At 69.7% G+C, this 12,642-nt stretch carries 11 protein-coding genes; 8 read left to right on the forward strand and 3 right to left on the reverse strand.

Annotated features, from left to right (window positions below):
- The first annotated feature begins 15 nt into the window (after positions 1 to 15).
- Positions 16 to 996, forward strand: a complete 981-nt coding sequence (locus AC07Y4_RS09245; protein WP_095950356.1) for an ABC transporter substrate-binding protein — start codon at positions 16 to 18, stop codon at positions 994 to 996.
- Positions 993 to 2,411, forward strand: coding sequence for an L-serine ammonia-lyase (locus tag AC07Y4_RS09250; RefSeq protein ID WP_487847587.1), 1,419 nt, complete (start codon positions 993 to 995; stop codon positions 2,409 to 2,411). The genes AC07Y4_RS09245 and AC07Y4_RS09250 overlap by 4 nt, the downstream gene beginning before the upstream one ends.
- Before the next feature lie 19 nt (positions 2,412 to 2,430).
- On the opposite strand, the gene AC07Y4_RS09255 is transcribed toward AC07Y4_RS09250, so the two are convergent.
- Both AC07Y4_RS09255 and AC07Y4_RS09260 read right to left on the reverse strand, forming a co-directional pair.
- The gene (locus AC07Y4_RS09255) at positions 2,431 to 3,057 is read right to left on the reverse strand and encodes a LysE family translocator (RefSeq protein WP_159279239.1); all 627 of its coding nucleotides are present in this window, start codon (positions 3,055 to 3,057) and stop codon (positions 2,431 to 2,433) included.
- A gap of 74 nt (positions 3,058 to 3,131) precedes the next feature.
- Positions 3,132 to 3,827, reverse strand: coding sequence for a GntR family transcriptional regulator (locus AC07Y4_RS09260; protein WP_487847586.1), 696 nt, complete (start codon positions 3,825 to 3,827; stop codon positions 3,132 to 3,134).
- Between the two features lie 283 nt (positions 3,828 to 4,110).
- Here AC07Y4_RS09260 and AC07Y4_RS09265 point away from each other — a divergent pair, with 283 nt between their 5' ends.
- The 6 genes from AC07Y4_RS09265 to AC07Y4_RS09290 are packed head-to-tail and all read left to right on the forward strand — an operon-like array spanning position 4,111 to position 10,660.
- Complete coding sequence (locus AC07Y4_RS09265; protein WP_095950362.1) at positions 4,111 to 4,851, forward strand: DUF969 domain-containing protein; 741 nt, start codon at positions 4,111 to 4,113, stop codon at positions 4,849 to 4,851.
- 5 nt (positions 4,852 to 4,856) lie between these two features.
- Positions 4,857 to 5,813: a DUF979 domain-containing protein gene (locus tag AC07Y4_RS09270; RefSeq protein ID WP_095747223.1), complete on the forward strand. Its 957-nt coding sequence runs from the start codon at positions 4,857 to 4,859 to the stop codon at positions 5,811 to 5,813.
- Positions 5,814 to 5,823: 10 nt separating this feature from the next.
- Positions 5,824 to 6,501, forward strand: coding sequence for a pyroglutamyl-peptidase I (pcp, locus tag AC07Y4_RS09275; protein WP_487847585.1), 678 nt, complete (start codon positions 5,824 to 5,826; stop codon positions 6,499 to 6,501).
- Positions 6,502 to 6,536: 35 nt separating this feature from the next.
- Positions 6,537 to 7,307 (forward strand): LamB/YcsF family protein, encoded by a 771-nt coding sequence (locus AC07Y4_RS09280; RefSeq protein WP_487847584.1) that lies wholly within the window; start codon positions 6,537 to 6,539, stop codon positions 7,305 to 7,307.
- An 8-nt stretch (positions 7,308 to 7,315) separates the two neighbouring features.
- Positions 7,316 to 8,902, forward strand: coding sequence for a 5-oxoprolinase subunit B/C family protein (locus AC07Y4_RS09285; protein WP_487847758.1), 1,587 nt, complete (start codon positions 7,316 to 7,318; stop codon positions 8,900 to 8,902).
- A 21-nt stretch (positions 8,903 to 8,923) separates the two neighbouring features.
- Positions 8,924 to 10,660, forward strand: coding sequence for an acetyl/propionyl/methylcrotonyl-CoA carboxylase subunit alpha (locus AC07Y4_RS09290; protein ID WP_487847583.1), 1,737 nt, complete (start codon positions 8,924 to 8,926; stop codon positions 10,658 to 10,660).
- 13 nt (positions 10,661 to 10,673) lie between these two features.
- Here AC07Y4_RS09290 and AC07Y4_RS09295 read toward each other — a convergent pair whose 3' ends face one another.
- The gene (locus AC07Y4_RS09295; RefSeq protein ID WP_492737394.1) at positions 10,674 to 12,563 is read right to left on the reverse strand and encodes a lactonase family protein; all 1,890 of its coding nucleotides are present in this window, start codon (positions 12,561 to 12,563) and stop codon (positions 10,674 to 10,676) included.
- Between the last annotated feature and the right edge of the window lie 79 nt (positions 12,564 to 12,642).

Genomic DNA, 12,642 nt, shown 5'->3' on the forward strand with positions numbered 1-12,642 from the left:
ACCTGCGAGGTTTTCATGTCCTTCAAGTCCCTGGCGAAATGCGCGTTCGCGACCCTGGCCCTCACGGCGGGCGTCGCGGGTGCGCAGACGGTGGTGCTCTATTCGTCCAACAACACCGAGACCGTCGAGACCGCGCTGGCCGTGGTCAAGAAGAAGACGCCCGGGCTCACGGTGCAGCAGGTCACGGGCGGCACCGGCACGCTGATGAAGCGCATCCAGGCCGAGGCCAAGAACCCGCGCGGCGACGTGCTGTGGAGCGGCGGCTTTGGCACGCTGGGCGCCTACAAGGACCAGATGGCGCCCTACAAGTCGCCCGACCTCGCGGCCGTGCCCGCGGCCTTCCGCGGCCCGAACGACCTGTGGGTCGGCACCAACGTGCACGTGATGGTGATGATGGTCAACGAGCGCCAGCTCAAGGGCATGCCCGCGCCCAAGACCTGGTCGGACCTGATGCGCCCCGAGTGGAAGGGCAAGTTCGCCATCACCGACCCGAGCAAGAGCGCCACGGCCTACATGCTGGTGTACGGCCTGCTCAAGCAGTTCGGTCGCGACGGCCTGGGCAAGCTGGCGGCCAACGCGGTCGTCACCGCCTCGTCGGGCAGCACCTACAAGGGCGTGGCCGCCGGCGAGTACCCGGTGGGCCTGACCATCGAGTACGCGGCACAGGAGTACGTGGCGGGCGGCCAGAAGGAGATCAAGCTGGTGTACCCGACCGAGGGCAGCTACCTGGCGCCCGAAGGCATGTTCATCGTGAAGGGCGCGAAGAACATGGACGCCGCCGTCGCGCTCTACAACGGCCTGCTGAGCAAGGAGACGCAGCAGGAGCTGCTGGTGAAGAACTTCCGCCGTCCGGTGCGCAGCGACATCGCGGTGTCCAAGCTCACCTCGCTGCCCGACCTGAGCGCCATCAAGGTCTTCCCGCTCGACCAGGAAGCGGCCTCGGCGGAGTACGAGCAGCTCGTGGCGTTGTGGAACCTGGCGGTGAAGGCGCGGTGACAAGTACGGCGAAGGCGCCTTCGACGCCGGTCAGCGCCTTCGATCTGTTCAAGATCGGCATCGGCCCCTCGAGTTCGCACACGGTCGGGCCGATGATCGCGGCGCGGCAGTTCGCCTGCCTGCTGCAAGCGCGGGGCCTGCTGCCGCAGGTGGCCGCGCTGGTGACGCAGCTGTACGGTTCGCTGAGCGCCACCGGCCGCGGCCACGGCACCGACCGCGCCGTGCTGCTCGGGCTCGCAGGCCACCGGCCGGACCGGATCGATCCCGACACCATCGAGCCTGCCATCGCGGCCATCCGGCGCGAGCGGCGACTGCACCTGCTCGGCACGCACGCCGTGGCGTTCGACGAGAAGGAGCACCTGCTCTTCCTGCGCAAGAGCCTGCCCCGGCACCCGAACGGCCTGCGCTTCATTGCATTGGATGCGCAGGGCCAGGCCCTGGCCGAGGCGGATTACTTTTCGGTCGGCGGCGGCTTCGTCGTCGATGCGCAGGGCGAGAGCGTGCGCAACGAAGCCGGCGTGCAGCGCCCGGCGCCGGCCGCCTTGCCCTTCGCCTTCGACAGCGGCGCGGAGCTGCTCGCGCAATGCCGCGCGCAGGGCCTGTCGATCGCCGCGCTGATGATGGCCAACGAAGCGCAATGGCGACCGCAGGTCGAGGTGCGATCGGAATTGCTGCAGGTGTGGGACGCCATGGCCGGCGCCGTGCGCCGCGGCTGCGCGAGCACCGGCACTCTGCCCGGGCGCATGCAGGTGCGGCGACGCGCGGCCGATCTGTTCGGGCAGCTGCAGGGCAGCGGCACCGCGCAGGCCGCGCCCGACCCGCTCGCGGCGATGGACTGGGTCAACCTGTACGCCATGGCCGTCAACGAAGAGAACGCAGCCGGCGGGCGCGTGGTCACCGCGCCCACCAACGGCGCGGCGGGCGTGATTCCGGCGGTGCTGCACTACCACCAGCGCTTCTTTCCCGGCGCGGGCGACGAGGCGGTGGTCGAGTTTTTGCTCACCGCGGCGGCCATCGGCGTCCTCTACAAGAAGAACGGCTCGCTCTCGGGCGCCGAGGTCGGCTGCCAGGGCGAGGTCGGCGTGGCCTGCTCGATGGCGGCGGGCGCGCTCGCCGCGGTGATGGGCGGCACGCCGGGCCAGGTCGAGAACGCCGCCGAGATCGGCATGGAGCACAACCTGGGCATGACCTGCGACCCGGTCAGCGGGCTGGTTCAGATCCCGTGCATCGAGCGCAACGCGATGGGCGCGGTGAAGGCCATCAACGCGGCGCGCATGGCCCTGCGCGGCGACGGTTCGCACTTCGTGTCGCTGGACAAGGTCATCCAGACCATGATGCAGACCGGCGCGGACATGAAGACCAAGTACAAGGAAACCTCGCGCGGCGGCCTCGCCGTGAACATCGTCGAGTGCTGACCGCCGCGCGGTCGGGCACTCAAGCAGGCCGGCGCGTGAACGCGAGGATCAGCCCGAAGCCGACCATCATGCTGCCGCTCACGCGGTTGAACCAGCGCATCGCGCGGCTGCCGTTGGCCAGCCGGCGCATGCGCGCGCCGAGCAGCGCATACAGCGCGATCGCGACCAGTTCGAACACCAGGAAGGTCACGCCCAGCAGCACGTAGCTCGACGCGTACGCACCGGGCACCACGAACTGCGGGAAGAAGGCGGTGAACACCAGGATCGCCTTCGGGTTGCCGGCCGCCACCGTGAACTCCTGGCGCACCAGCGCGCGCATCGACGGCGGTGCGGCCTCGTGCGCCTGCACCTGCGCGGTCGGTGCCGGCGCGCGCAGCAGCCGGACGCCGATCCACACCAAGTACGCGGCACCGATGTACTTGATGACATCGAAGGCCAGCTCCGACGCCACCAGCACCGCGCCCATGCCCAGGCCGGCGATGGCGATCATGACCGCGAAGGCCACGAGCCGGCCGCTCGCCGCAATGACCGCCGGCGACACGCCGTGCTTCGCGCCGTTGGTGACCGACAGCAGGTTGTTGGGGCCGAACGCCATGTTGATGGCGAAGCAGGCGGGCAGGAACAGCAGGTAGGCGGACAGGGTCATGGCGCATCCGGCGGTGGGGGTGGCGGGGTGGTCATTATTTCAGCACCTCGCCCGCGCAGGTGCGCGGAGGCGACCTATTCCACGTCCGTCATCTGCCGCGCGTAGACGGCGAGCACGATGCGCTCGGAGTGGATCAGGTAGTCGTTCAGCGCCGCCGAGCCCTCGGCGAACTTGCCGGCCTCGATGAGCTCGAGCAGCTTCGTGTTCATGTCCACGTAGGGCGCGTGCAGGAACTCCGGGTCTTTCAGCAGCCCGAAGGCCAGCCGCAGCTCGACCAGGATGTGGGCGAACAGCACGTTCAGCCGCTCGCTGTCGGCCAGCTCGACGATGCCCTTGTGGAACTCCATGTTGGCCGTGCCCACGCCCAGCCAGTCGCCAGCGTCGCGGCACTTCAGCGCCATCTCGACCGCCTCGCGCATGTGCTTCTTGGCGGGGTGGCGCGGGTAGGCCTGCGCCAGCGCCTGGCACTCGATGAGCCGGCGCACGCGGTAGATGTCGATGATCGACGCGATGCTCGGCACCGCCACGAACACGCCGCGGTTCGGCGCGTGCTTGAGCAGGCCTTCCTTGGTCAGCGTGCGGAACACCTCGCGCAAGGTGTTGCGCGAAATCTCCAGGTTGTCGGCCAGCGCGGCCTCCGACAGCCGCTGCCCCGGCGAGAACTCGCCCTTCACGATCTTCTGGCGGATCAGCTCGGCCACGCGGTCGTTGAGCGTGAGCGCGCCGGCGGCCGGCGAGGCGGGGGAAGCGGGGGAATCCAGTCGGGTCATGCCGGTCGGTCGGAGGGGAAAAGAGAGGGGCGCAGCGAGCTTGCGTTGTAACAGACGGCTCCCGTGCCATGCCGCGCCGATGCACCGAAACGCGCTCGTTTCAGGGTTTCCATGGGGGTATTCAGGCACTGTTGTTGGGCACACTAAATGAAATTGTTCAACAACTTGTTGAAATGAGTGATTCATAAGAAATGAATTGCTCATTCATTGGCATGAGGTTTGCATCAATCGACCGCACCGGTGCCCCTGCGCCGGTGTTTTGCATTGCAACGAAAGACCAACCATGACACCTGAAGTCCCCCTGTGGCCGCTGATCGGCGTGGCCGTGATCATTGCGGGGTTCATCCTGCGCTTCAATCCGATGCTGGTGGTGATCGTCACGGCCATCGTCACGGCGTTCGCCGCCGGCTTCGGCCCGATGGCGATCCTCACGGCCATCGGCACCGGCTTCATCAAGACGCGCAACCTGCCGCTGATCATTCTTCTGCCGCTGGCGGTGATCGGCCTGCTGGAACGCCACGGCCTGCGCCAGCACGCGCAGAACTGGATCAGCCGCATCAAGTCGGCCACCGCCGGCCGCCTGCTGATCGTCTACCTCGCGGCGCGTGAACTCACGGCGGCCATGGGCCTGACCAGCCTGGGCGGGCATCCGCAGATGGTGCGTCCGCTGCTCGCGCCGATGGCCGAAGGCGCCACCGAAACGCGCTACGGCAAGCTGCCCGACCGCATCCGCCACAAGCTGCGCGCCTACGCCGCGGCCACCGACAACGTGGGCCTGTTCTTCGGCGAAGACATCTTCGTGGCCTTCGGCGCCATCGTGCTCATGACCACCTTCCTGCACGAAGCGGGCATCGACGTGGAGCCGCTGCACATCGCGATGTGGGGCATTCCGACGGCCATTGCCGCTTTCATCATCCACGCCTGGCGCCTGCGCCGGCTCGACCAGACGCTGGCCCGTGAGTTGGGCGGCGCTGCAGAAGCCGACGTGCCCGCCACCGCCGTGCCCGCCAAGGAAGGACGCTGAGCATCATGATTCTCTCGATCCAGCACCTGTACCTCCTGGTCGGCTTCATCCTCGCCGTCACGGCCGTGATGACGCTGGCCGACCGCCAGCACCCCAAGCGCTACACCAGCGCGCTCTTCTGGGGCATCTATGCGCTGGTCTTCCTGGTCGGCGACAAGCTGCCGCCCGCGCTCGTGGGCGTCGGTGCGATCGGCATGGCCGTCATTGCCGGCCTGCGCGGCGTCGGCGCGGGCAAGCACCGCGAACCCACGCCCGAGCAGTACCAGGCCAGCGCCACGCGCCTGGGCAACAAGCTGTTCATTCCGGCGCTGGCGATCCCGCTGGTCACCGTGATCGGCACCGTGGGCATGAGCCACATCAAGCTCGGCGGCACGCTGCTGCTCGACCCCAAGAACACCACGCTGGTGAGCCTGGGCATCGGCTGCGTGGTGGCGCTCGCGCTGGCCTGCTGGCTGACGCGCGAGACGCCCGTGCAGGGCATGCGCGAGTCGCGCCGCCTGACCGACGCGCTCGGCTGGGCCGTGGTGCTGCCGCAGATGCTGGGCATGCTGGGCCTGGTGTTCTCCGACGCCGGCGTGGGCAAGGCGGTGGCGCACATCACCACCAGCTACATCAACATGGACATCCGCTTCGTCGCCGTGGCCGTTTATGTGCTGGGCATGGCGCTGTTCACCATCATCATGGGCAACGGCTTCGCAGCCTTCCCGGTGATGACGGGCGGCGTCGGCGTGCCGGTGCTGGTGGGCGTGTACCACGGCGACCCGGCCGTGATGGCGGCCATCGGCATGTTCTCGGGCTACTGCGGCACGCTCATGACGCCGATGGCGGCCAACTTCAACATCGTGCCCGCGGCGCTGCTGGAGCTGCCCGACAAGAACGCGGTGATCAAGGTGCAGATACCCACCGCGGCCGCGCTGCTGGTGGTCAACATCTTCCTGCTGTACTTCCTGATGTTCCGCTGAGGCACCGCGCATGACCACAGCCACCGATGCCAAGGCACGCCGCGTGCTGCTCGCGGGCTTCGAGCCCTTCGAGAACGACCCGGTCAACCCCGCGTGGGAGATCGCCCGCGCCCTCGACGGCTGGACCTGCGAAGGCGCCGTGGTGCAGGCGGTGCAGCTGCCCTGCGTGTTCGGCCGCGCCATCGACACGCTCGACGCCGCGCTGGCCGGCCCGCCACTGCAGCTGGTGCTGTGCATCGGCGCGGCGGGCGGGCGCACCGAGATCTCGATGGAGCGCGCCGCGCTGAACATCGACGACGCGCGCATTCCCGACAACGCCGGCCAGCAGCCCATCGACCTGCCCGTGGTCAGGGACGGCCCGGCGGCCTACTTCTCGACGCTGCCGATCAAGGCCATGGTGCGCGACATGCGCGCGGCGGGCCTGCCTGCGGCCGTGTCGAACAGCGCCGGCACCTTCGTGTGCAACCACATCTTCTACGCGCTGATGCACCGGCTCGCGACGCGCCCGGCGCTGGCGCACACGCGCGGCGGCTTCGTCCACGTGCCCTACCTGTCCGAGCAGGCTGCCTCGAAACCCGGCGTGGCGAGCATGGCGCTGGCCGCGCAGGTGGAGGCCTTCCGCGTGGCGATCCGCACCGCGCTCACCGTGCGTCACGACGTGCGCGAGACCGCCGGCCGGCTGCATTGATTCCTGAGGCGTGCCGTGCACGCCGGAGACCCCCGATGAACATCGACTTGAACAGTGACCTCGGCGAAAGCCTCGGCGTCTGGCGCATGGGCGACGACGCCGCCATGCTCGACATCGTCAGCAGCGCCAACGTGGCCTGCGGCTTCCACGCCGGCGACCCCGCGGGCATCCTGCGCACGCTGCGCCAGGCGAAGGAACGCGGCGTGGCCGTGGGCGCTCACGTGGCCTACCGCGACCTCGTCGGCTTCGGCCGCCGCAACATGGACGTCGACAGCGCCGACCTGCGCGCCGACGTCATCTACCAGATCGGCGCCTTGAAGGGCCTGGCCGCCGCGGCCGGCACCGAGGTGCGCTACGTGAAGCCGCACGGTGCGCTGTACAACACCATCGCGCACGACGAGCGCCAGGCGCGCGACGTGATCGCGGCCATCCGCGAAATCGATTCGAACCTCGTGCTCGTCGCGCTCGCAGGCTCGCCGCTCGTGGGCTGGGCCGAGGCCCAGGGCCTGCGCGTGGTGGCCGAGGCTTTTGCCGACCGCGCCTACACGCCGCAAGGCACGCTGGTGTCGCGCCGCGAACCCGGCGCCGTGCTGCACGACGCGAGCGACGTGGCCGAGCGCATGCTGCGGCTGGCCCACGAAGGCACCGTCACCGCCATCGACGGCAGCGTGGTGCGCATCCGCGCCGATTCGATCTGCGTGCACGGCGACAGCCCCGGCGCGGTCGAGATGGCGCGCCGCGTGCGCGAGCGGCTCGTGCAGGCCGGCGTGACGATCCGCCCCTTCGCCGAGGCCACCACCGCATGACGACCTCGATGCGCTTTCTTCGCGTCAACCTGAATGCCGTGCTGGTCGAGCTCGACGACCTGGCGCAGACGCTCGCGCTGCTGGCCTCGCTGCGCGCGGAGCCCCTTGCCGGCATCGACGAGCTGGTGCCCGCCGCGCGCACCATCCTCATCACCTTCCGCCCCGCCGTGCTGTCGGCCGCCGCGCTGGCACACGCCGTGCGCCAGCGAAAGCTCGACGCCCGCGAGACGCGCATCGACAAGCGCATCGAGATTCCCGTGCGCTACGACGGCGAAGACATCGCCGAAGTGGCCGGCCTGCTCGGCATCACGCCCGACGAGCTGGTGCGCCGCCACACCGGCAGCGACTACACCGTCGCCTTCACCGGCTTCGCGCCCGGCTTCGCCTACCTGAGCGGCGGCCACCCCAGCCTGAACGTGCCGCGCCGCGCGGTGCCGCGCACCCGCATCCCGGCCGGCGCCGTCGGGCTCGCGGGCAGCTTCAGCGGCGTGTACCCGCAGGCCAGCCCCGGCGGCTGGCAGATCATCGGCGTGACCGACACGCCCATGTGGGACCTGTCGCGCGAAACGCCGGCGCTGCTGCAGCCCGGCGATGCGGTGCGCTTTGTCGATGCCACGTCGTTGAAGGTGGCGTTGCCTGTGGCGGAGCCCGTGGTTGCGGCGCCCGCGCCTGCGGCCGTTGAAGGCGGCAGCGCCTTTGAAGTTCGCGCCGCTGGCTTGCAGGCGCTGTGGCAGGACGGCGGTCGCCACGGCCAAGCGCGGCAGGGCGTGTCCGCCTCCGGCGCGATGGACCAGCGCTCGCTGCAGGCGGCCAATCGATTGGTCGGCAATGCGTCGGACGTGGCCTGCCTCGAGTTGGCCTACGGCGGCTTCCAGTTCGTCTGCCGCGGCAACGCAGTGATGGCCGTCACCGGCGCCGACGGCCCGCTCACGCTGACCCGCGCCGACGGCGCGCAATGGCCGCTGCCGCGTTACCAGCCCGTCGCGCTGGCCGACGGCGACACCGTCACTGTCGGCGAGCCCACCGCCGGCATCCGCAGCTACCTGGCCGTGCGCGGCGGCTTTGCCGTGGTGCCCGTGCTCGGCAGCTGCGCGACCGACACGCTGGCCCGCATTGGCCCGCCCGCCGTGGCGACAGGCGATGTGCTGCCGGTGCGCGCCGTTGCCACCGGCGTCGTCGTCGGCGCCACCGAAGGGCCGCCGATCGACCTGCCCACCGTGCAGGAAGAAGTCGTGCTCGACATCGTGCTCGGCCCGCGCACCGACTGGTTCACCGCCGACGCCGTCGAGCACCTGTGCAGCCAGCCGTGGGTGGTGACGCCGCAATCGAACCGCGTCGGCATCCGCCTGAACGGCGAAACGCCGCTGGTGCGTGCCAACACCGCCGAGCTGCCCAGCGAGGGCACGGCGCGCGGTTCGATCCAGGTGCCGCCCAGCGGCCAGCCCGTGCTGTTCCTGGCCGACCACCCGCTCACCGGCGGCTACCCCGTGATCGCGTCGGTCGCCACCCACCACCTGGACCGTGCGGGGCAGATCCCCGTGAACGCCCGCGTCCGCTTCCAACCGATGGCCGGCCACGGCCCCATCGAACTTTGATTTGAGATCGAGAGTCCCGCGATGAAAAAAGTCCTGATCGCCAACCGTGGCGAAATCGCCGTGCGCATCGCGCGCGCCTGCGCCGACCACGGCGTGCAGTCGGTCGCCGTCTACGCCGATCCCGACCTCAATGCGCTGCACGTGCGCCGGGCCGACGAGGCCTACGGCCTGGACGGCCACCGCTCGGCCGACACCTACCTCAACATTCCCAAGCTGCTGGCCATCGCGAAGCGCAGCGGTGCCGACGCCGTGCACCCCGGCTACGGCTTCCTTTCCGAAAGCGCAGCCTTCGCGCAGGCCGTGATCGACGCCGGCCTGACGTGGATCGGCCCTTCGCCCGCGGCCATCGCCACGCTGGGCGACAAGGTGCAGGCCCGCAAGCTCGCCCTGAAGGTCGGCGCGCCGCTCGTCGCGGGCACGGCCGACCCGGTCAGCAACGCGGGCGAGGTGCTCGCCTTTGCCGAACAGCACGGCCTGCCGATCGCGATCAAGGCGGCCTTCGGCGGCGGCGGGCGCGGCATCAAGGTCGCGTGGCGGCTCGACGAGGTCGAAGGCCTCTACGAATCGGCCGTGCGCGAAGCCATCACCGCCTTCGGCCGCGGCGAGTGCTACGTCGAACAGTTCCTCGACCGCCCGCGGCACGTCGAGGCCCAGGTCATCGCCGACACCCACGGCAACGTCGTCGTGCTCGGCACGCGCGACTGCTCGCTGCAGCGGCGCAACCAGAAGCTGGTCGAAGAAGCGCCCGCGCCCTTCCTGAGCGACGCGCAGCGCGAGCGCATCCACCAGTCGGCGCGCGACATCTGCGCGGCCGCGGGCTACACCGGCGCCGGCACCGTCGAGTTCATGCTGAGCGCGAGCGGCGCCATCTCCTTCCTCGAGGTCAACACGCGCCTGCAGGTTGAGCACCCCGTGACCGAGGAGACCACCGGCATCGACCTCGTCATCGAGCAGCTGCGCATCGCCGAAGGCCTGCCGCTGTCAATCAAAGAGACGCCCGCGCCGCGCGGCCACTCCTTCGAATTCCGCATCAACGCCGAAGACGTGGGCCGCGGCTTCCTGCCGACGCCCGGCCCCGTCCACGTGTTCGACGCCCCCTCGGGCCCGGGCGTGCGCGTCGACACCGGCGTGGACGCCGGTTCGCAGGTGCCCGGCACCTTCGACTCGCTGATGGCCAAGCTCATCGTCACCGGCGCCACGCGCGCCCAGGCCATCGCACGCGCACGCCGCGCGCTCAAGGAATTCCGCATCGAAGGCCTGGCCACGGTGCTGCCGTTTCACCGCGCGGTGATGGCGCACCCCGACTTCGTGTCGGAAGACGCCTTCAAGGTCCACACACGCTGGATCGAGACGGACTTTGCGAACGACGAGAAGGCAGGCATGCGGCCTGATCCGTTGCCGGATGCCTCGCTGCATCGCACGGCCATCGAGATCGACGGGCGGCGCATGTCGCTGGGGCTGCCGGCGGAGTTGCTGCGTGGGTTGGCGTCGGCGGGTGGTGGTGCTGCTGCTGCGCCTGGCGTTGTGGCGAACGCGCCTGCAGCGGATGTCGCTGCTGTGGCTGCGCCGGTGTCGGGCACGCTGCAAGGCTGGAAAGTCGCGGATGGCGACGAGGTCGCCGAAGGCGCGGTGATCGCGGTGATGGAGGCGATGAAGATGGAGATGCAGGTGGTCGCGCACCGCGCGGGGCGCATCGTGTTCGCGGCGGCGGCGGGGGGTTACGTGGGCGCCGGGACGGCGATCGCGACCATCGGGTGAGTGAGCGTGCCGCCTACCGGCGCGACAGCACGATGCCTTGCGGGGAGCGCCCGGTCGCGACCGTCGGGGCGCTCGCATTCGGCGTGAGGGCGCCGGTCGTGGTGTTCAGGGTGTAGGTCGAGACGGTGTTGCTGACGAGATTCGTGACATAGACGAACCGGCCCGTCGGGTCGATCGCCAGGGAGGAAGGGAGCTGGCCCGCTGTCGCCCTCGGCGTCACTTCAGTGAGCTGACCCGTGTCGGCATCGACCGCGTAGGCCGACACGTCGCCGCCGGTGTTCGCCACATAAGCGAACCGGCCGGTGGGGTCCACCGCGATGTACGTCGGGCCTTGGCCGGCCGGTGTCGTCGATACCGGTGTGAGCGCCCCCGTGAGGGCATCGGCTGCGTAGATCGACACATCGTTGCTGCTCGTGTTCGCCACGTAGACGAAGCGGCCCGTGGGATGCATCGTCACGGCATTGGGCCGGCCTCCCACTTGCGTGGTGATACGGGTCGAGAGCGTACCCGTCGTGGGGTCGATGAGGTGCGTGGAAACGCTGCCGCTCGAGTGCGCGACATAGACAAAACGGCCCGTGGGGTCCACGATCAAGTCGAAAGGGGTCTTGTCCGTCGCCGTTGTACCCACCGACGTGAGTTCGCCTGTCGTCGCATCGATGCGGTAGGCGGACACCGTGTCGCTGCTGCCGTTCACTGCATAAGCGAAGCGCCCCCTGGGATCGATGCCCAGAAAGATGGGGCCGGCCCCTGTTGCCACCGTTGGCGTTCTCGCTGGCACCAGCATGCCGTTGGGCTGGACGACATAGGCGGACACTGTGGCGTCTGAGTTGTTTGCGACATAGACGAACCGGTCGTTCGGGTGCAGCGACACGCCCATCGGTGTGCGACCCGTGACCGTCGGCGGCTCGGGCAAGGGAGCCAACGCCCCGGTGGTTGCGTCGATGTGGAAGGCCGTCAGGCTGTTGTCGCCTTGACCGGACACGTAGGCGAAACGTGCCGGCTGCGCCGACGGCGCCGCCAGGACACAGTGCACGTTGACCGTGCGCACCGGGCCTGACACGACCTGCCCGGTTCCGTCGGTGACCGTGCAGGTCTGGTGGACGAACTGCGGTTGCGCCTTCACGCTGACCGCGTAGCCGGCACCGCTGGCCACCGGCGCCGCGAAGGCGAAGTCGCCGTTGGCACCGAAGTCGATCGACAGGTCGTCACCCGCGTTGTTCTGCAGCACCAGGCCGCGGCCGTTCAGTCCCGTGATGCGGCCGCCGACGCGGTGGCTGTCGACCGTGCAGAGGATCGTCACGTGGGTCACCGGGGACGCGCCCACGGTGCCGGACGCGTTGCTCACGCTGCAGGTCTGTGCGGGTCCGCCAGGCAAGGCCAGGACCGTCACGGCGTAGGCGGCGCCGCTGGCCACGGCTTGCGTGAACCGGAAGGTGCCGGCCCCGGCTGCAACGGCCAGGTCGTCCTGCCCGTTGTTCTGGAGGATCAGCCCAGCGCCGACCAGGCCGGAGATCGTGCCCCCGACGGTGAAGCTGTCGATCGCGCAGACCACTGCGACGTGGTTCACCGCCACGTCGCCGATCGCGCCAGTGCCCAGGCCGACACTGCAGGTCTGCGCGGGGCCGGTGGGTTGCGTCTTCACGGTCACCGCATAGGCCGCGCCGCTGGCGACCGGTGTCGGGAAGACGAAGCGCCCATCCGCTGACACGGCAAGGTCGTCGCCGGCATTGTTCTGCAGCACGAGCCCTGTGCCCGCAAGGCCGCTCACCGTTCCGCCAACCGCGAAGCTCTCGGTGGCGCACACCACAGCCAGGTCGACAACATCCGCACGACCGACCTGGCCGCCCGCGTGATTGACAGTGCAGGTCTGGCTCGGGGCCTGGGGCTGGGTCTGCACGCTCACCGCATAGGACGATCCTTCACGCAAGGGCGTGGGGAAGGCGAAGGTGCCGTCGGGGGGGGGGGGGGGGGGGGGGGGGGGG

Source organism: Variovorax sp. GW460-12-1-14-LB1 (assembly GCF_059423605.1).

Bases quoted from the DNA above. Each gene is read 5' to 3' on its own strand.
- AC07Y4_RS09245 (WP_095950356.1), top strand. From the start codon at position 16: ATGTCCTTCAAGTCCCTGGCGAAATGCGCGTTCGCGACCCTGGCCCTC.
- AC07Y4_RS09280 (WP_487847584.1), top strand. From the start codon at position 6,537: ATGAACATCGACTTGAACAGTGACCTCGGCGAAAGCCTCGGCGTCTGG.
- AC07Y4_RS09290 (WP_487847583.1), top strand. From the start codon at position 8,924: ATGAAAAAAGTCCTGATCGCCAACCGTGGCGAAATCGCCGTGCGCATC.
- AC07Y4_RS09270 (WP_095747223.1), top strand. From the start codon at position 4,857: ATGATTCTCTCGATCCAGCACCTGTACCTCCTGGTCGGCTTCATCCTC.
- AC07Y4_RS09255 (WP_159279239.1), bottom strand. From the start codon at position 3,057: ATGACCCTGTCCGCCTACCTGCTGTTCCTGCCCGCCTGCTTCGCCATC.
- AC07Y4_RS09285 (WP_487847758.1), top strand. From the start codon at position 7,316: ATGCGCTTTCTTCGCGTCAACCTGAATGCCGTGCTGGTCGAGCTCGAC.
- AC07Y4_RS09260 (WP_487847586.1), bottom strand. From the start codon at position 3,827: ATGACCCGACTGGATTCCCCCGCTTCCCCCGCCTCGCCGGCCGCCGGC.
- AC07Y4_RS09265 (WP_095950362.1), top strand. From the start codon at position 4,111: ATGACACCTGAAGTCCCCCTGTGGCCGCTGATCGGCGTGGCCGTGATC.
- pcp (WP_487847585.1), top strand. From the start codon at position 5,824: ATGACCACAGCCACCGATGCCAAGGCACGCCGCGTGCTGCTCGCGGGC.